The following is an 18264-nucleotide window of genomic DNA, read 5'->3' as shown; positions in this document are numbered from 1 at the left end:
TTAAGCAGGTTGCAAAGCTTGTTCATTGGCATAATTTGTAATTAATAGTTCATTTAACTCTCCTCTTTTCTCAGGATTTGCATTTATACTTCTTTTAGCCTTAACTCTTGCAATAGAGAAATCTGAATAAATATCATCAAAAAAATTATCATTGGTATTTTTTCCTTTTACATCAGAATTACTAAGCATCCATTTGTGTCCTAACTTTTCTAGCTTCGAGCAAAAATTTCTCAATCTTATTTGCTCCTCATCATTAAATTCATCTTTAGCGTAAGAATTGAAACTTGAAGTATTGCTCAATGGTTTGTATGGAGGATCAAAGTAGAAAAATGAATTTGAAGTCGCCTCATTTAAAGTCTTTTCGTAATCTCCACAAAGAATTTCAACTTTCTGTAAAGCGTTGCTTACAGCTATAATATTCTTATCATCACAAATGGTTGGTTTCTTATAACTGCCCATTGGCACGTTATAACCATTGTTTTTATTAACACGATACAAGCCGTTAAAACAAGTACGATTTAGAAAAATAAACAAGGCGGCTTGCCCGCTTTGTTCTTCTTTTCTTGTATTGTACAGATCTCTTTTTTTATAATAATATTCTTTCTTTTCTTCGGGTTTGGTATCTAAAGAATGGAATTCGTTTTGTAATTGTTGAAGAATTGAAATCAACTCTTTTGGTTTTGAAGCAATTACTTTGTATGTGTTTATCAAGTCTGAATTGATATCATTAATAACTGCTTTTTCCAATTTTGGAAAATTATTTAGCATCCAAAATAAAACTGCACCACTTCCAACAAATGGTTCAATGTATGTGAATTTGTTTCTCGAAATGCCTTTTGGCAAAGCCTTTTCTATGTCGTTAATGAGCTGGGTTTTACCTCCTGCCCACTTCAAAAACGGTTTTGCTAATTTGTCTGTCATTATGCTTTTTTTATTAAAATATTAAGTAAACAAAGTTACGGTTTGATATACCAAACTTTATGTAATTTTTTTATAAAAAAAAGCAGTTATATCGTCCAACAAAATACAAATAAAACCAACACTAAAAAATACCCTATCAAAAATATCCTATTTCTCTTTTAGCACAGGAACCCCATTTTTTAACAAGCGTTTTATTTTTTTGGTGGGTTGGTAATTGATATGAAACTTTTTAATGCTTTGTGGCGATTTTAGTTGGCTTGGGTCTGTGGCTGACTCGCATTGAAAGCTCATTTTAAAAGTCCCAATAGCGTCTAACTCCACGATTTTGCCTTGTTGTAAATAAAATTGCATTTTTTTTCCCAACGAAAGCAACACCGCTTTTATGTCTGCCTCTGTCAAACTCGATTCTCCACTAATCACTTCCGCTAATTCGTCAGCATCTATTTTGCCTGTGTGCACGGCTTGCATAATGTAAATGTCACTCTTTTCGCGAATGTTGTTAGCTCGTTTGGTAATGCGGTATTGTAATGCCATAATGATGTGTTTAAATAATAAATACTTGTTTCTTTGCCATTGCCTACTTGCGCAGTTGCAATTGCGCACGTGCCCAACTGCCATTGCGCACGTAGAGAGCTACACAAATATAGTACTAATTTTATAGTATTTAAAGTACTATTTATTACTATAGATAGTACTACATATAACTAGATATTCTACTATATTATATAATAAAATAATGAAATATTAAGTAAATATATCTACAATACATAGCTAAAACATACTACAATAAATTGCAGTTGTGTACTAAGGCAATTGCAACAACTCACTAGGGCAATTGCAAGTGTGTACGTAGTCAATTGCATCTAAGCACTATTTCCCTGAAAAAGGTAAAAGAAGCATAAAAATACACATATAAAGACATCAATCAACCAAAGGATTTACGAAATGGTACGATTTTATGGTAAAATAAAAAAACCTCCACTGAAAAAATCAATGAAGGTTTTACAAAGAAAAAGTTGGTTAATTAATCCAAATCCAAACGAATTCCCATAGAAATATTGCGTGTGTTGGTATCTTGAAACAACGGATTCAAATCGTATTTCACATACAAACTGGTTGATTTATAGCCTATGTACGAACTGATTCCGTAGTTGACTGTATTCATGTTGAAGTTGTTTTTTTGCAACTCAGTGATGGCAACTCCGTTATTGTCTTGGTATTCCAAATACTGTCTTGTGCCCAATTTAAAGCCTACAAAACCTCCCAAACCAATTCTAAAAGATTCGTTTCTTCTGTCTAAAACTTTGCCTTCTTTGTTGGTTTTGTTTTTAGACAAATCCCACTCTACATGCATTGGAAAGTTCATTTGTACATGACGCAATCTGCTCTCTGACAATTGATTTGGATATGTTACAATGTTTGTGATATCGCCATTTTTTTCATGAACTTGATTGTCTTCTAAGCGCAAATTGTTCCATAAAAAAGAAACTCCGTATTTGAAATACAATTGCGATGGCTCTTTTGAAAAGCGTGTTTTCCAGGTCCAACCCAATTCATAAAAACGCGAACGCCATAATTCGTATTCTGAATCGTTCAATGAATTGAATTGATTATTTTCAAGTACATTGTTGATTCCCATAGCAAACACAAATTGAGTAGATGTTCTTCTGCTGCTTGGGTTTTTATAGCGCCATTTTTTTTCTTTCCTACTTATTTTATCATCATCATTATCAGAAACATTGAAACGAAAAGTTGTATTTCCAATAGTAAACGTATTGTAATCTTCGTTTTCACCAAAAAAATCATCAGCACTTGCAATTTTTCCATTGGTTTTGTCTTGCACCAACAATTGCAATAAACGCTCTTGCTCACTTACCAATAGTTCAATTTTTTTGGCATGATAATCAGCCGCTTCTTTTTTAAGGATGGATGCATTTTCATCCGTAATTTCGCCATTTTCCAATTGTTTGTCAATGGCAACGACTTTGGTTTTTAAAGAATCTTTTTGTTGTTTGGTAATCATTTCGATTCTTTTCGAGATTTTCGCCACTTCTTTTTCGAAGGTTTTTTCTTGAGATTGGGCAATAGTTGTGTATAACAACACTAGTGTTAGTAGTATTCTTTTCATGGTTTTGGTTTTTTTAAAGGTTTGTTTTTAGTGAATGTAATTATGAATTTTAGTCATTTCTGGTGGCAATTGCACTGGCAATATCTACCACTCTTTTTTTGAGAAATTGCATAAAATTATTTTTAAAATCGTCTTCATCAATAGTTCGTTCAACTTCTGCTAAAATGGTTTCAGGATTGAGTTTGATGTTCGATTGTTTGAGTTCTTTTTTGATGATGCGCATCACATCTTCCCTATCTACTTGGTATTTTGCATAATAGGTTTGCACTTCTTTTGGTGTGTGTGTTACTGCAAATAACAAGTCTTCGCTGTTGATTTTGATGGATGTTACTGCTTCATTTATAATAGCCTTTTCCTTATTTTCTGTTGGATGTTGAACCGTTTCAACTCCGTTTTTTAGCGAATCAAAAACAAGATTTTCTGCCAAAAGATGTTCAACAATTTCATCTTTTTGAACCTCTTTTGCATAGGTATTTTTAGGAGTAGTCTTTTTGATTTCCGTTTGCTGAACTAACAATGTTTTGGGTTTGTTATCTTCAATTTTTATAGCTTTGTTTTTAGTTGTATCAGTAGTATCAATTGGTTGATTTACCATTTTTTGAGTTGGTTGTATATCCTCATTTTTTGATAAAATAAAGCTCAATCCAACAGAAACCAATAGTAAAATTCCGGCTGCAATACTGCCATAAAACAACCAGGGTTTTGTTGCTTTTTTAGGTTGCTCATCCAATTGCACCGCCAAACGTTCCCAAGCTGAAGCGGAGGGTTGCAAGGTTCTGTTTTGCAACTTTTCGCGAATTGTGTTGTCAATATTATTTGGTTTCATAAGCTGCTGTATTCATTTTATAATAATTTTCTTGCAATAGTTTTCGTGCTTTGAACAATTGCGATTTTGAGGTATTTTCTGTGATGCCTAATTTTTCAGCAATTTCCGAATGTTTAAAACCTTCAATGGCATACAAATTAAAAACTACTTTATAACCATCAGGCAACAAATCAATCAATTTTTGAAGATCTTCTACAGTGGTATTTTCAAGGTTTTCTGTGGTTTCTGATTGAAAACTATCTGCGTCTTCATAAAAATCCAACTCGTTCTTTTTTCGTAAAAAAGTAATGCAGGTATTCACCATGATTTTACGAATCCAACCTTCAAAACTTCCTTTGTGTTCAAAATTTTTTAGATTGGTAAACACCTTTAAAAATCCTTGCAACATTAAATCTTCTGCATGGAAAATGTCTTTTACATATTGCCTGCAAACGCCCAACATTTTCGGAGAAAAACGCTCAAAGATTTCTTTTTGCGCTTCTCTGTTGTTGTCCATTGCTTTTTTAATGAGCAATTTTTCTTGGGTATGCAACGTAATTATTTTCAATCTTTTTGCTTTTTATGATGCCTTACATTTGTAAAGACGACACAAGTTGCAAAAAGGTTGCCTGATAAAAAAAGTTTTTTGAAAAATTATTGATTGTGGTGTAGGTTTGAATTTTTGATTTGGAGCTTACAGACACTAATTACACCAATTTCGCTAATAAATATACTCTTTATATTTCACGAAATTATACTTATTGTTGGTTGTTTATTAGACACGAATTGCAATAATTTGCACGGATTTTTAATAAAAGCTTTGTGGATTTTGTGACTTCTTTGTGGGTTTAGTGTCATAGCTATATCACAAAGGTTCTCAAAGAAAAACACAAAGGTTCACAAAATAGATGTATCAATTTTAATATCAATACATTTTAAAAAGATACTGCAAAATTCATGTTCAATTGCATCCGTGAAATTTGTGAAATTAGTGTCTATTCAATTTTTAATGATTAGTGACTAATCATTTCTAATGACAACTTTTTACAGCCTCAACAGTAGAAGTTAAAATAGGTTCTGGAGGAGAAATAAACGGAATTCCCAATCCTAAACCTCTTAAAATGAATAAAGCGCCCATAAAAACCACCACAACAGGAATGGCTTTTTGGATAAACGTTCTGAAGTTTCCTTTAGCAAAACTTCCAAAATACACCACAGCTGTCATTAAAGGAATGGTTCCCAAACCAAATAAAAACATATAAAAGGCTCCAGAAATTGGAGTTGACATGGTTAATGCGCCTAAAATTGCCATGTACACCAAACCACAAGGCAACAACCCGTTTAAAAAACCCAACACAAAAAAAGTATCGTTGTTTTTCTTTTTCAACTCCTTACCAAGAGCACTTTTAATTTTAAAAACAAATCTATTGATGATTTTTGATGCAGGAATTTTAGCCGTTATTTTTGGAAAAACAACTAGTAAAATCATCAAAACCCCTGTAATTATGGCAATTTGTTGTTGAAATCCGAATAAGAAAAATCCTTTTCCTAAATAGCCAAAAAGAATTCCCATCAAACTGTAGGTAAACAATCTGCCCAAATGATAACTCAGAATTTGAAAGAATTTTTTTACGGGATTTTCGCGTTCAACAGGCAACATAAATGCGATTGGGCCACACATGCCTATGCAGTGAAAACTGCCCACCAAGCCAAATATGAGTGCTGAAATAAACATTAAAAATTAAGTGCTTCTTCGGTTAAATATTTCTTATTTTCGTATTCCCATTCTACAGCGATGTTCCAACGACCATCTACTAAACGATTCTCAGGCACGAGCAAATAGTTTTTAGAAATTGAAATTGGCACTTCAAAATCTAGTTGTTTATTAGATGGTCTGTATAGGAACACTTTACCTTTAATTTTTTTATAGTCTAAATTTTCTGGGAAAAACACAAATAATCCTTCATCATATTTGATGACTTTCAATTCATCCTCAAAATCTTTTGAATTTTCAGTAGCATTAATTCGGTCTTGAAACTCCAATTCTTTTTGATAATAACCTTCAGTGACCAAATCGTGACTGTATTCTTTATCAATGCTCATGGTGATTACGAAGTATAGGATAAATCCAATAAAAGCTACAAAAGCAATTACGATTCCTGTTCCCCAATTAAATTTCATTTCTTTTAGTTTTATCGATAACTTCTTGGTCCTAAGAAGTTGGTTGTTGTTGTTTCAATTAAATCTGCACCACTATATACGCCAATTTTCAAATCGATATTGTCTTTTTCCAATTGTGCATTGTTTAGCTCTATAAATAAGGTTCCCTCTGCCAAACCTTGCTCAGGAACTATAAATTTTCTGTTTGATACGAGTTTGATTTCTCCTTTATGCGAAAGTATTTTAAAGCTGATATCCTCAATTTTTTTGGTTGTTTTATTGATGATTTTGTAGGTGTACACATTGCTGATGATATTGTTTTCTTTGTGCTGATACAACTGTCCTGGCAATCGTAAAATGGTTGCCTCTACATCATTTCGTAAAAACAATAATCCAATTAAAACGCCTACTAAAATGAATAACACTGCTGAATATCCTTTCATTCTTGGTGTGAATTTGAAAGGTTCTTTTTTGGCAATATTGTCTTCACTTGCATAGCGAATCAATCCTTTTGGAAGTTTGATGCTTTCCATGATATGATCACATTCATCAATACAAGCGGTACAATTTACACACTCTAATTGCGTTCCGTTTCTGATGTCAATGCCAGTTGGACAAACTACCACACATTGATTGCAATCAATACAATCGCCTTTTCCTACCGCGTTTCTGTCTTCTCCTTTTCTAAAAATTGACCTTCCTTTTTCGCCTTCACCACGTTTGTAATCATAAGCAACATTGATGGTTTTGTTGTCTAACAACACCCCTTGCAGCCTACCATAAGGACAAGCTATAATACAAACTTGCTCACGAAACCAAGCGAAAATAAAATAGAAAACACCTGTAAAAATGAGCAATGAAATGAGTGTTTTGATGTTTTCTAAAGGATTGCCAGTGATGTAACTTATCAAGGTATCTCCACCAATCAAATAGGCTAAAAATATATTGGCTATCAAAAATGAAATGATAAAGAAAATCACCCATTTTAGCAAACGCTTTCTGATTTTTTCAGCATTCCAAGGTTGTCTGTCTAAGCGCATTTGCTTGCCACGATCGCCCTCAATCCAATATTCAATTTTTCGGAAAACCATTTCCATAAAAATGGTTTGGGGGCAAATCCATCCACAGAAAATACGTCCGAAAACTACCGTAAATAATATAATAAAAACAACTCCTGTAATCATAGAGATGACAAACAGGTAAAAATCTTGAGGCCAAAAAGGAAATCCGAAAATATTGAACTTACGCTCTAATACATTGAATAATAAAAACTGATTTCCATTAATTTTGATAAATGGTGCGCTGAATAAAAAAGCTAGTAAAAAATAACTAACATAACTGCGGTATTTGTAAAAGCGCCCACTAGGTTTTTTTGGAAATACCCAAGAACGCTTTCCTTCTTTGTTTACAGTTGCAATACTGTCTCTAAATTGTTCGTTATTGGGTAAATCCATGGTTGATAATTTAAATACTTTTATTCTGCAATATATTTTTCACCTTCAGCAGGTTTTGCAACTGCTGGTGTAGTGCCTTGTAATGAAATTACGTAACTTGCTACTTTGGCAATATCTTCGGGTTTTAAGGTTTTGCTCCAAGCAATCATACCTTTTCCATCTCTACCACCATTATAAATGGTATTGAAAACATTTTTAATTCCTCCGCCTAAAATCCAATATTCATCTGTTAAATTCGGCCCAATTTGTCCACCACCATCAGCCAAATGACAAGAAGCACAGTTCAAGTTAAAAACCGCTTTTCCTCTTTTTAAGTCAGCCTCAGCAGTTAATAAAGTTACATTTTCAATATCAAATAAATTAGGTGCTGTTGCTTTGTATTTTTCAACTTCTGCCCTAGCCTCAGCAACTGCTTTGTCATATTCAACAGCTTGCGAATCACCATCTAATATGTGAAAACGAATCAAATACACCACTCCAAAAATGATGGTTGCATAAAACATATATACCCACCATGGAGGCAATGAATTGTCTAATTCTTTGATTCCATCGTAATTGTGATCTAATACAATTTCGTCTTCTTGTTCGATGTCTTTTGCATTTGTCCAAGATTTTAAAATACCTGCATACCAAGCAGGAGTTTCCTCTGGCACCACACCATCTTTTTCATTTTGAAGTTCTTTTGCTTTATTTATAGCCATTACATTGACTATTTCTTTCAAAACAATGACCATTACAAAACCTATCAATGCCAACCAAACTAATGGATTTTCATAGAGATCAAAAGGATTTTTATAGACCATAAACGATTTTGCAAGAGCTAAAAAAGTAACTATTACAAAAATTACATAGACTGTTGATTGAATATATCTTTTCATTTTTACGCTTTTATTAGTTATCTAATGGCAAGTTACTTACCGTTTTTATATACTCTTTTTTTGCCGTGAATACCCACCAAAATAGCAGTACAAAAAAAGTGAAGAATATGAGCAATGAAATCATCGGATATATTTCAATACCTGTGATGCTTTCCATATGGTTTTTTACAAATTTTAACATGTGCTTAGTTTTTAGAGATTTTTTGATCGTCTTTTACTTTGATATCTGTTCCTAAACGTTGGATGTATGCAATGATGGCAACAATTTCACGATCTTTCATTTCGATAAATTCCAATCCGTTTTCTTTGGCATACTTTTTATCAGCCTCATAATTTTTTACAAAATCAGGATCTTGATACAAGCTCTCTTCAATCATTTTTCCTTGTTGATTCATAGACGCTTGTGCATAGGTAATTTCTTCATCAGTATAAGGAACACCCAAAGTAACCATAGCTCTCATTTTATCTTCGGTAGCAGATTTATCCAATCTATTACGAATCAACCATTTATAAGATGGCATGATAGAACCTGGAGAGGTACTTTGCGGATCATACATATGATTCAAATGCCAGTTGTCATTGTATTTTTGTCCAACTCTATGCAAATCAGGTCCTGTTCTTTTTGATCCCCATAAAAATGGATGGTCATATACATATTCACCTGCTTTTGAATATTCGCCATAACGTTCTACTTCACTTCTAAAAGGACGAATCATCTGTGAATGGCAACCCACACAACCTTCTCTGATGTATAAATCACGCCCTTCTAACTCTAAAGGAGTATAAGGTTTTACACTACTGATGGTTGGGATATTTGATTTAACCAATAACGTTGGAATGATTTGCACAATTCCACCAATCAAAATAGCGATGGTTGCATAAATGGTTAATTTAACTGGTTTACGCTCTAACCAAGTATGATATCCTTCGCCTTTTGTTCTGTGAGATGGCACTTTAGTCAAAGCCACAGCTTCTGCTAATTCATCCGTAACATCACTACCCGCTTTTACTGTTCTTATAATGTTGTACAACATGATGATGGCTCCTAAAATATACATGCTACCACCAATGGCACGCATCCAATACATAGGAATAATTTCATTTACAGTTTCTAAAAAGTTACCATAGGTTAAGGTCCCATCAGGATTGAATTGTTTCCACATAGAAGCTTGAACAAAACCTGCCACATACATAGGCAATGCATATAAAATGATCCCTAAGGTACCTACCCAAAAGTGTACGTTTGCTAAGGCAAAAGAATACAAGTTTGTTTTAAATAATCTTGGAACCAACCAATATATCATCCCAAAAGCTAAAAATCCATTCCAAGCTAAAGCACCTACGTGAACGTGTGCAATAATCCAATCAGAGAAATGCGCAATTGCATTCACATTTTTTAAAGACAACATAGGTCCTTCAAAAGTTGCCATTCCATATCCTGTAATCGCAACTACCATAAATTTCAATACAGGATCAACTCGCACTTTATCCCAAGCACCTCTTAAAGTTAATAATCCATTGATCATACCTCCCCAAGAAGGAGCAATTAACATTACTGAAAAGGCTACTCCTAAATTTTGCGCCCAATCTGGCAAAGCAGAATACAATAAATGGTGAGGTCCTGCCCAAATGTAAATGAAGATTAAAGACCAAAAGTGTACAATTGATAATCTATAAGAATATACAGGTCTGTTTGCCGCTTTTGGTACAAAATAATACATCAATCCTAAAAATGGGGTGGTTAAGAAAAATGCCACAGCATTGTGTCCATACCACCATTGAACTAAGGCATCTTGCACACCTGCATACACAGAGTATGATTTTAAGAAACTTACAGGAAGCTCTAAACTATTAAAAATATGCAATACAGCAACTGTTACAAATGTTGCTAAATAAAACCAAATAGCCACATATAAATGACGCTGTCTACGTTGCAAAATTGTCCAAATCATATTGACTCCGAATGCCACCCAAACCAAGGCAATTGCAATGTCTATAGGCCATTCTAACTCAGCATATTCTTTGGAGGTAGTAATTCCTAATGGTAAGGTAATTGCTGCAGCTACAATGATCAATTGCCAACCCCAAAAATTAAAATTACTTAAAAAATTACTCGCCATTCTTGCTTTTAACAAACGTTGCAAAGAATAATAAACCCCTGCAAAAATAGCATTACCCACAAATGCAAAAATTACAGCATTGGTGTGTAAAGGCCTTAAACGCCCAAAACTTAGCCACGAAATTCCGTCAGTTAGATTTGGGAACAAGAACATAAAGGCTAAAAGTAAACCCACACTAAAACCCACTACTCCCCATAGCAAAGTTGCATAGATAAACTTTTTAACGATCTTATTGTTATAATAAAATTGTTGCATTTCCATAAATTTAAAATTTGTTTTTGGTTATTTTTTTGTTAGATTTTACTAGTTCATCATCAAACAATATTCTTACAGAAGGCGTATACGTATCATCATATTGTCCTTTTCTCACCGAATAAATAAATACAATTAAGAAAATTAATGCCACTAAAATACTTAGTGAAAGAAGTAAGTAAATTACGCTCATATCTTGCCTGATAATTTTGATGTTTCAAAAGTACAGTTGATAAATTTCTCAAAATATGACAAATGTCATATTGATGATATTTTTTTAAAATTTATCAATTTATACTAAATGGTCTTTGAAAAAAGATGTTCTTTTTTGGCTATTTGATGCAGTTTTTTGTCAAAAGCCATGCAGATGTTGCGAACAAAAGGTCTCGCATGATCAGGAATTTCAAGCGAATTTTCGTTGATAATCACCAATCCATCTTCTTCTAATTCTTTTAATAAATTTAAATGAAAATCTAAATTATCAATTTTTAAAGCAGCATCTTCCCAAGAAGTTTCAAAATTGCACATCATTTGTAAGATGTGTTTTCTAATAATCGCATCTTCTTTTGATAAAATATGTCCTCTAAAAACTGGAATTTCACCCTCAAAAACCAATTGTTGGTATTCTTTTACTGATTTTGCATTTTGAGCAAATGCGCCCCAAGAATCGGAAATTGCTGACATTCCTAAACCAATCATCAACTGAGTTTTATGAGCTGTATATCCCATAAAATTTCGATGTAAGGTGTTGTTTTTGGTAGCATTGTATAAATCATCTGTTTTCAATGCAAAGTGATCCATGCCAATTTCCTCATATCCTAAATCCGAAAAAAGTTCTTTACCTATTTCATACAAAACTCTTTTTTCATCATCTTTTGGCAAATCTTGCTCGTCAAAACCACGCTGACCAACACCTTTTATCCAAGGAACGTGCGCATAACTGTAAAAGGAAATTCGGTCTGGTTGTAAAGTGGTTGTTTTGGTAATGGTATCAATCACATTTTCTTTGGTTTGAAAAGGCAAACCAAAAATTAAATCGTGACTTACAGAAGTATACCCTATTTTCCGAGCCAAATGAGTTACTTTTTCCACATTTTCAAAAGGTTGTATTCTGTGAATGGCTTTTTGCACTTTTTCATCATAATCTTGTACGCCAAAACTTACTCTTCTAAAACCCAAATCGAACAAGGTTTGCAAATGCTCTTCTGTGGTATTGTTTGGATGACCTTCAAAACTAAATGCCGCATTTTCGTGCTTTAGCGCATTTTTAAAAATTCCGTTGAGTAAAAAATGAAGGTTTTCAGCGGAGAAAAAAGTGGGTGTTCCTCCTCCTAAATGCAATTCTTTGATGATGGGTTTTTCATCCAGCAAATTCAAATACAATTCCCATTCTTTTAAGACCGATTTTATATAGATTTCCTCTACATCATGACGTTTGGTAATGTGTTTGTGACAGGCGCAAAAGGTGCACAAACTCTCACAAAATGGCAAATGGATATACATACTAATGCCTTCAGTTTGATTCGTTTCTTTGAATGATTTTTGAAAAGAGGCTATCCATTTTTCTTTTGAAAAAGTTGTAGCATCCCAAAAAGGAACTGTTGGATAACTGGTATATCTTGGTCCTGGAACGTTGTATTTTTGAATAAGTGATGCCATTTCGTAAGTTTAAAGTGCTAATTCTAAAGCAATTTCAATCATTTCTCTAAAAGTTTGTTCGCGTTCATCAGCAGTAGTGCGTTCTTTGGTAACCAAATTATCAGAAATGGTTAAAATTGATAATGCATTCACCTGATGTTTTGCAGCAATGGTGTACAATCCAGAAGTTTCCATTTCTACGCACAACACTCCATAATCTGCCCATTTTTGATAGGAATCAAAATCATCCGCATAAAATTCATCAGAACTTAAAATTCCACCCGCCTTTACTGGAATATTCTTTTGTTTGGCAATTTCAATCGCTTTTTGAAACAACTCAAAACTTGCAGTGGGCGCAAAATCTGCTCCATTAAAACGAATGGTGTTCAACCCAGAATTGGTAGATGCAGCCATGGCAATTACAATATCTCTGATGTGCACCTCTTTTTGATAAGACCCTGCAGAACCTACTCTGATTAAGTTTTTTACACCATACTCCGTTATCAATTCGTGACAATAAATCAAGGTTGATGGAATGCCCATTCCTGTACCTTGTACTGAAATTCTTTTTCCTTTGTAAGTGCCCGTAAAACCCAACATTCCACGAACATCATTGTAAAGAAAAGCATCTTTTAAAAATGTATCTGCAATCCATTTTGCTCTCATTGGATCTCCAGGTAATAAAATCGTTTCGGCTATTTGATCCTTTTTTGCTTCGATATGAACACTCATAATTTTTAGATTTTTTTTCCTACCAAATTGGTAGCAATGGTTGTGAAAATAACAATACTGATTGAACTTATTGGCATTAAAATAGCTGCAATAACAGGCATTAACTGACCAGTAACTGCAAAATACAATCCAATAACATTGTAACAAAAAGACAGTAAAAAACTGTATTTTATAATAGATACTGCTTTTTTAGATGCCCACAAATACTTATCTATTTTTTCAAATTGGCTGGCATCTAAAATGGCATCACAAGCTGGCGAAAACACGTTGATATTTTCTGATAAGGCAATGCCAACATCACTTTTGGCTAATGCGCCTGCATCATTCAAGCCATCACCAATCATCGCTACTTTTTTGTGTTTTGATTGATAATCAGCTACAATTTGTAATTTATCTTCAGGTTTTTTATTGAAAAGTAAGGTAGTGTTTTTGGGTAAGTTTTCGGATAAAAAATCCTTTTCTCCACTATTATCTCCTGAAACCACAGCCAAATTAAAATTATTTTTTAAGGAATCAAAAAGTGAATGTAAACCTTTTCTGTAGGTGTTTTTTAGTGTAAACTTTCCTTTGTAAATTCCATCAAAACTGATGTGTACAGCAGTGTCTAAATGGATATTTTCTGTACTATTTTTTACAAAATCAGCAGCGCCTATTTTTAAAAAAGTATTTTTATGACGAACCTCAATTCCTTTTCCTGTTATTTCTTTAAAATCATCAATTGCAATGGATTTTATGTTTTGAAAAGAGTTGTAAATGGTTCTGCTTAAAGGATGATTAGAAGCGCGTAATGAACTTTTTAATAACTGAATTTCATTAGAATGTAACTCAATTCCGTCATAAGAAACAGCACTTTCTTTGGCGGTTGTTAAGGTACCTGTTTTGTCAAAAATAACAGTATCTATAGTAGCCAATTGCTCAATGACAGTCGCATTTTTTAAGTAAAACTTTTTCTTTCCAAAAATACGCAATAAGTTTCCTAAGGTAAAAGGAGCTGCCAAAGCAATGGCACAAGGACAGGCAATAATAAGCACTGCAGTAAACACATTTAAGGCTTTTGAAACATCAAAAAATAGCCAAAATAAGGTTGAAACAGTTGCTATTGTCAACACAAAAATGGTAAAGTTTTTACTAATGGTATCTGTGATATTTTTAAAATTCGAAGTTTTATCAGTTTTAAAAACGTCATTACTCCACAATTGGGTTAAATAACTTTGTGAAACTGACGCTAATACTTCCATTTCAAGAATTCCTGCCAATTGTTTTCCTCCTGCAAATAATTTATCTCCTGATTTTTTTGAAACGGCAACAGCTTCACCAGTCACAAAACTGTAATCTATTTGAGCATTTCCGTTGATTAAAATTCCGTCAACAGGAATCAATTCTTGATTGCGAATCAATAATCTGTCGCCTTTTTTTACCTCATAAATTTGAATATTCTCTTCTTTTCCATCAGCCAATATTTTGGTGACTGCTATTGGAAAATACGATTTAAAATCACGCTCAAAAGACAAAAAATTATAGGTTTTTTGTTGAAAAAACTTTCCTAGTAATAAGAAAAAGACCAATCCTGTAAGGCTATCAAAAAAACCTGTACCCAAATCAAATAAAATTTCAACAAAACTTCGGATAAACAATACTGCAATTCCTAAGGCAATTGGTACATCAATGTTTAAAATTTTTGATTTCAACCCTTTGTAAGCAGCTATAAAATAGCCATTTCCTGAATAAAAAACGACAGGTAGTGAAAACAAAAACATCAACCAACGAAAGGTATTTTTGTAATGATCAAGCCAATATTCTGAAACTTCAAAATATTCTGGAAATGATAAAAACATCACATTTCCAAAAGCAAACCCTGCAATTCCGAGTTTGTATATCAAGCTTCTATCTACAGCTTTTTTTCCTGATTCATAATCTTCTAAACTGATGTAAGGTTCATAACCAATAGAACTTAAAAGCAATACCAATTCTTTTAGTGAAATATCTTCAGAGTGAAAAGTGATTCGTACTGTCTTTTTGGGAAAATCAACTTGAGATGAATTGATTTTAGGGTTCAGTTTGTGCAGATTTTCTAATACCCAAATGCAAGAACTACAATGAATATGAGGAATGAAAAAAGTGATAATTTGTGTGGTTCCATTGTCAAATTCCAATAACTTTTCAGCAATACTTTTCGTATCTAAAAAATCATATTTTCCTTTGATATCAGCAGGAATTGCACCTGGATTTTCTTGAAAATCGTAATAACAAGTCAGTTCATTTTCAGAAAAAATTTCGTACACAGTTTTGCAACCATTGCAACAGAAAATTTTATCATCTTTCTGAATTTCAGTATCATTACAAGTTTCTCCACAATGATAACAATGTGTAGTATTCATATTTGCTCTTTTGCCTGATGCAAATTTCTAATAAGTATAATAATAATTATATGATTTTTGTCAGTTTTTCTGTACCTTTGGGAAGGCACAAAAAATCTAAATGTCATGAGCAAATGTGAACAATGTATTGTACGTCAGTTCAATTCTTTGAAACATCTTTCTAAAGACGATCTTGTTAGAATGTCTAATTGTAAAACCTCTAAAATCATTAAAAAAGGAGAACCTATTTTTGAAGAAGGAGATTATTTGAATGGGGTATATTGTATTAAAGATGGGGTTTGTAAAGTTTCTAAAATGAGTGAAAACGGAAAAAATCAAATCGTAAATTTAATTACAAGAGGCGATTTATTAGGGGAAAGAAGTTTGATTTCAGAGGAAGTTTCTAATTTAAATGCTATTGCTTTGGAAGACATGGAAGTGTGTTTTATCCCTAAAGAAGAGATTATTAGAGATTTGGAAAAGAACCCTAATTTTACGATGGATGTTTTAAAAAACATGGCAATTTCTTTAAAAAATTCTGATAATTTAGTTGTTGATATGGCTCAAAAAAGCGTGAAACAACGATTGGCAGAAACACTTATAAAACTTCAAACAAAGTTTGGTGTGAATGATTTAGGTGCTATTGATTTGCAACTTTCTAGAGAAGATATTGCGAATATAATTGGTACTGCCACTGAATCTTGCATTCGATTGTTGTCAGAATTTAAGAAAAGTAAATTCATAGATTTTCAAGGGAAAAACATCATTATTACGAATAAAAACGAATTAGAAAAAATTGCAAACGGATTTTAAAATCCGAGTTTTTCTAAGTTTTTTTTGCGTTGAATTTTACCAGAAGTTGTTTCTGTAAAAGAATTTATAAAATAAATTTCTTTCGGAATTTCGAATTTTGAAAGAGTTTTTAAAGATTTTATCTTTGAAAATAGTTCCATTTTTGTTAAAGTTTCATTTTCTATTTTTACTAATGATTCTATCACCAAGATGAGTTTTTCTCCCAATTGATCATCGTGAATTCCAGCCACAAAAAAACGATTTTCAATTACTTTTGCTAATTTTTCTTCAATCGTTTCAGGATGCAATTTGATGCCTCCAGAATTGATTACATTGTCAAAACGACCTAACCAATCAAACTTTTTATGTGAAATTAATTGTACAACATCATTGGTAAACAATACTTTTTCAGCAACATTTTTAGCCTCAATTACCAAACAATTTCGTTGGTCTTTATAAATAGTAACATTAGGTAAAACCTCATAAAAATTGGGATACTTATGAACATGATTCAACTTTTTAACGGCAATATGCGTAATGGTTTCTGTCATTCCGTATGTTGCAAAAACATGACAATCAATCTTTTGTAACTTTTGTTGCAATTGATTCGAAACTACTCCTCCACCCACAATTAGTTTTTTAATACCATCTATTTTATCTAAAGAATTTTCCAATTGTAAAGGCACCATAGCTGAAAAATCATAGCTTTTCGTCACATTTTTTAATGGATGTAAAGTTGCTTCTACAATATCTAAATGCCAACCTATATTGATGGCACGAATCAACATCATTTTACCTGCAATATAAGTTATTGGCAAACAGAGTAAGGCTGTTGTTTTTGCAGGTAAATCAAAATAATGAGCTGTAGCAAAAGCAGAATTTATCATGTGCTTTTTTTGGAGTTCAATACTTTTTGGTGTGCCAGTTGAACCCGAAGTTTGAACAGTAATTGTTAGTCTATTTGAAAACCAATCTTGTAAAAAAGTGTGAATTTCAGTAGAAATATTTGATGTGAATTCTAAAATTTCATTAACCGTATCAAAGGATTTTCCATTGAATTGAAAGTGTTTATGAAATTTATTTTCCATCAAAATTAAAATCAATAAAACTTATTGTTCGTTTGAAATGACTGGTTCTTCAATTTTTCCAGTGAGTTTTTCTTTCCAATTTGACCAACCATATTTCTTTGAAAAAATTAACCCTAAAACAGGAAAAACAACAAATACAGGAAGGTACACATCAGCACCTAATTTTGGCATGGAAACATCAATCAAAACAGAATTTGTTTGAAAAGCAGTCCAATTGGCTGTTACCAATAAAGCTGTAATCAAATTATTTGCAGCATGAAAACCCAAAGCTAGTTCCAAACCTTCATCCATCAAAGTTACAATTCCTAAAAAAAATCCAGTACCTATATAATACACTAAAATTCCGTATCCTAATTTTTCTACTTCAGGATTGGCAATGTGCAATAATCCGAAAACAAGTGACGTAACTATCAAAGGAAACCATCTATTTTTAGTAGCTACGCCTAATCCTTGCATTAAATATCCTCTAAAAAAATATTCTTCGAAACTGGTTTGTAAAGGAATCAAAAAAACAGCAATCAACATCAAATATAAAAAAGGCTCTAGCTGAAAATTAACTCTATAATCTTCTGGAGAAAATTGATAATCAATAAAAATAAATAAGGCTGTAATTGTTCCCCAAAGTGAAAAAGCAAAGAAAACACGTTTCCAATCAACCTTTTTTCTGGAAGTTGTTAAGGTTCTAATTCTTTGATTGTGAACATATTTTACCCAAAAAAATACAGCCCCTAAACCAATTGCAAAAGGAACTAAGTTTTCAAATAATACCTGATTAGAGCCTTTCAAAGCAATTTGATCTTTCATGATTTGATCCACATCAAAATCTAATAAAAAGATGGCTAACAAATTCAATCCCATGAACCCGAAGAAAAAAACAGAAACAACTAAGTATTTCCACATGCCCAATTTTCCGGTAAAAGCTTGCTGTATGTAATTCAT

General features: G+C 32.7%; 18 protein-coding genes. 1 reads left to right on the top strand and 17 read right to left on the bottom strand.

Features of this window, described 5'->3' with window-relative positions:
- The 15 genes from WHA43_RS01405 to WHA43_RS01335 all read right to left on the bottom strand — a co-directional run bounded on the left by WHA43_RS01405 (position 1) and on the right by WHA43_RS01335 (position 15466).
- A complete protein-coding gene (locus tag WHA43_RS01405) occupies positions 1-921 on the bottom strand; it encodes a DNA adenine methylase (protein WP_105045390.1) in 921 nt (306 codons plus the stop codon).
- A gap of 147 nt (positions 922-1068) precedes the next feature.
- Complete coding sequence (locus tag WHA43_RS01400; protein WP_105047241.1) at positions 1069-1455, bottom strand: HU family DNA-binding protein; 387 nt, start codon at positions 1453-1455, stop codon at positions 1069-1071.
- Between the two features lie 490 nt (positions 1456-1945).
- A complete protein-coding gene (locus WHA43_RS01395; protein WP_105045389.1) occupies positions 1946-3049 on the bottom strand; it encodes a hypothetical protein in 1104 nt (367 codons plus the stop codon).
- Positions 3050-3098: 49 nt separating this feature from the next.
- Complete coding sequence (locus WHA43_RS01390) at positions 3099-3875, bottom strand: hypothetical protein (RefSeq protein ID WP_105045388.1); 777 nt, start codon at positions 3873-3875, stop codon at positions 3099-3101.
- The gene (locus tag WHA43_RS01385; protein ID WP_105045387.1) at positions 3862-4422 is read right to left on the bottom strand and encodes an RNA polymerase sigma factor; all 561 of its coding nucleotides are present in this window, start codon (positions 4420-4422) and stop codon (positions 3862-3864) included. Before WHA43_RS01385 ends, WHA43_RS01390 begins: the two co-directional genes overlap by 14 nt.
- A 462-nt stretch (positions 4423-4884) precedes the next feature.
- Positions 4885-5589, bottom strand: a complete 705-nt coding sequence (locus WHA43_RS01380; RefSeq protein ID WP_105045386.1) for a sulfite exporter TauE/SafE family protein — start codon at positions 5587-5589, stop codon at positions 4885-4887.
- On the bottom strand, positions 5589-6035 hold the full coding sequence (locus tag WHA43_RS01375) for a FixH family protein (RefSeq protein ID WP_105045385.1): 447 nt from the start codon (positions 6033-6035) through the stop codon (positions 5589-5591). Before WHA43_RS01375 ends, WHA43_RS01380 begins: the two co-directional genes overlap by 1 nt.
- 11 nt (positions 6036-6046) lie before the next feature.
- The gene (ccoG, locus tag WHA43_RS01370) at positions 6047-7468 is read right to left on the bottom strand and encodes a cytochrome c oxidase accessory protein CcoG (protein ID WP_105045384.1); all 1422 of its coding nucleotides are present in this window, start codon (positions 7466-7468) and stop codon (positions 6047-6049) included.
- A gap of 20 nt (positions 7469-7488) precedes the next feature.
- Entirely contained in the window at positions 7489-8346 is an 858-nt protein-coding gene (locus tag WHA43_RS01365) for a cbb3-type cytochrome c oxidase N-terminal domain-containing protein (protein ID WP_105045383.1), read from the bottom strand.
- A 13-nt stretch (positions 8347-8359) separates the two neighbouring features.
- Positions 8360-8527, bottom strand: a complete 168-nt coding sequence (locus WHA43_RS01360) for a CcoQ/FixQ family Cbb3-type cytochrome c oxidase assembly chaperone (protein WP_105045382.1) — start codon at positions 8525-8527, stop codon at positions 8360-8362.
- 4 nt (positions 8528-8531) lie between these two features.
- Positions 8532-10727, bottom strand: coding sequence for a cytochrome-c oxidase, cbb3-type subunit I (ccoN, locus tag WHA43_RS01355; RefSeq protein ID WP_105045381.1), 2196 nt, complete (start codon positions 10725-10727; stop codon positions 8532-8534).
- A gap of 4 nt (positions 10728-10731) precedes the next feature.
- Positions 10732-10911, bottom strand: a complete 180-nt coding sequence (gene ccoS, locus WHA43_RS01350) for a cbb3-type cytochrome oxidase assembly protein CcoS (RefSeq protein WP_105045380.1) — start codon at positions 10909-10911, stop codon at positions 10732-10734.
- Positions 10912-11015: 104 nt separating this feature from the next.
- Positions 11016-12377: an oxygen-independent coproporphyrinogen III oxidase gene (gene hemN / locus WHA43_RS01345; protein ID WP_105045379.1), complete on the bottom strand. Its 1362-nt coding sequence runs from the start codon at positions 12375-12377 to the stop codon at positions 11016-11018.
- A gap of 9 nt (positions 12378-12386) precedes the next feature.
- On the bottom strand, positions 12387-13088 hold the full coding sequence (gene deoD, locus WHA43_RS01340) for a purine-nucleoside phosphorylase (protein WP_105045378.1): 702 nt from the start codon (positions 13086-13088) through the stop codon (positions 12387-12389).
- Between the two features lie 5 nt (positions 13089-13093).
- On the bottom strand, positions 13094-15466 hold the full coding sequence (locus WHA43_RS01335; RefSeq protein ID WP_105045377.1) for a heavy metal translocating P-type ATPase: 2373 nt from the start codon (positions 15464-15466) through the stop codon (positions 13094-13096).
- A 105-nt stretch (positions 15467-15571) separates the two neighbouring features.
- Between WHA43_RS01335 and WHA43_RS01330 the strand changes: the two genes are divergently transcribed.
- On the top strand, positions 15572-16258 hold the full coding sequence (locus WHA43_RS01330) for a Crp/Fnr family transcriptional regulator (protein ID WP_105045376.1): 687 nt from the start codon (positions 15572-15574) through the stop codon (positions 16256-16258).
- Here WHA43_RS01330 and WHA43_RS01325 read toward each other — a convergent pair.
- Both WHA43_RS01325 and WHA43_RS01320 read right to left on the bottom strand, forming a co-directional pair.
- Positions 16255-17325, bottom strand: coding sequence for an AMP-binding protein (locus tag WHA43_RS01325; RefSeq protein WP_105045375.1), 1071 nt, complete (start codon positions 17323-17325; stop codon positions 16255-16257). The two genes, WHA43_RS01330 and WHA43_RS01325, sit on opposite strands and share 4 nt — an antisense overlap.
- A gap of 21 nt (positions 17326-17346) precedes the next feature.
- Entirely contained in the window at positions 17347-18264 is a 918-nt protein-coding gene (locus WHA43_RS01320) for a CPBP family intramembrane glutamic endopeptidase (protein ID WP_105045374.1), read from the bottom strand.

Source organism: Polaribacter gangjinensis (assembly GCF_038024125.1).
Classification (GTDB): domain Bacteria; phylum Bacteroidota; class Bacteroidia; order Flavobacteriales; family Flavobacteriaceae; genus Polaribacter; species Polaribacter gangjinensis.
The sequence above is the reverse complement of the archived record's forward strand: the minus strand, read 5'-3'. Positions and strand labels throughout refer to the sequence as shown.

What these genes read in the sequence shown, in the direction of transcription:
- WHA43_RS01405 (WP_105045390.1), bottom strand. Translation starts at nt 921, where the DNA reads ATGACAGACAAATTAGCAAAACCGTTTTTGAAGTGGGCAGGAGGTAAA.
- WHA43_RS01400 (WP_105047241.1), bottom strand. Translation starts at nt 1,455, where the DNA reads ATGGCATTACAATACCGCATTACCAAACGAGCTAACAACATTCGCGAA.
- WHA43_RS01395 (WP_105045389.1), bottom strand. Translation starts at nt 3,049, where the DNA reads ATGAAAAGAATACTACTAACACTAGTGTTGTTATACACAACTATTGCC.
- WHA43_RS01390 (WP_105045388.1), bottom strand. Translation starts at nt 3,875, where the DNA reads ATGAAACCAAATAATATTGACAACACAATTCGCGAAAAGTTGCAAAAC.
- WHA43_RS01380 (WP_105045386.1), bottom strand. Translation starts at nt 5,589, where the DNA reads ATGTTTATTTCAGCACTCATATTTGGCTTGGTGGGCAGTTTTCACTGC.
- WHA43_RS01375 (WP_105045385.1), bottom strand. Translation starts at nt 6,035, where the DNA reads ATGAAATTTAATTGGGGAACAGGAATCGTAATTGCTTTTGTAGCTTTT.
- ccoG (WP_105045384.1), bottom strand. Translation starts at nt 7,468, where the DNA reads ATGGATTTACCCAATAACGAACAATTTAGAGACAGTATTGCAACTGTA.
- WHA43_RS01365 (WP_105045383.1), bottom strand. Translation starts at nt 8,346, where the DNA reads ATGAAAAGATATATTCAATCAACAGTCTATGTAATTTTTGTAATAGTT.
- WHA43_RS01360 (WP_105045382.1), bottom strand. Translation starts at nt 8,527, where the DNA reads ATGTTAAAATTTGTAAAAAACCATATGGAAAGCATCACAGGTATTGAA.
- ccoN (WP_105045381.1), bottom strand. Translation starts at nt 10,727, where the DNA reads ATGGAAATGCAACAATTTTATTATAACAATAAGATCGTTAAAAAGTTT.
- ccoS (WP_105045380.1), bottom strand. Translation starts at nt 10,911, where the DNA reads ATGAGCGTAATTTACTTACTTCTTTCACTAAGTATTTTAGTGGCATTA.
- hemN (WP_105045379.1), bottom strand. Translation starts at nt 12,377, where the DNA reads ATGGCATCACTTATTCAAAAATACAACGTTCCAGGACCAAGATATACC.
- deoD (WP_105045378.1), bottom strand. Translation starts at nt 13,088, where the DNA reads ATGAGTGTTCATATCGAAGCAAAAAAGGATCAAATAGCCGAAACGATT.
- WHA43_RS01335 (WP_105045377.1), bottom strand. Translation starts at nt 15,466, where the DNA reads ATGAATACTACACATTGTTATCATTGTGGAGAAACTTGTAATGATACT.
- WHA43_RS01330 (WP_105045376.1), top strand. Translation starts at nt 15,572, where the DNA reads ATGAGCAAATGTGAACAATGTATTGTACGTCAGTTCAATTCTTTGAAA.
- WHA43_RS01325 (WP_105045375.1), bottom strand. Translation starts at nt 17,325, where the DNA reads ATGGAAAATAAATTTCATAAACACTTTCAATTCAATGGAAAATCCTTT.
- WHA43_RS01320 (WP_105045374.1), bottom strand. Translation starts at nt 18,264, where the DNA reads ATGAATTACATACAGCAAGCTTTTACCGGAAAATTGGGCATGTGGAAA.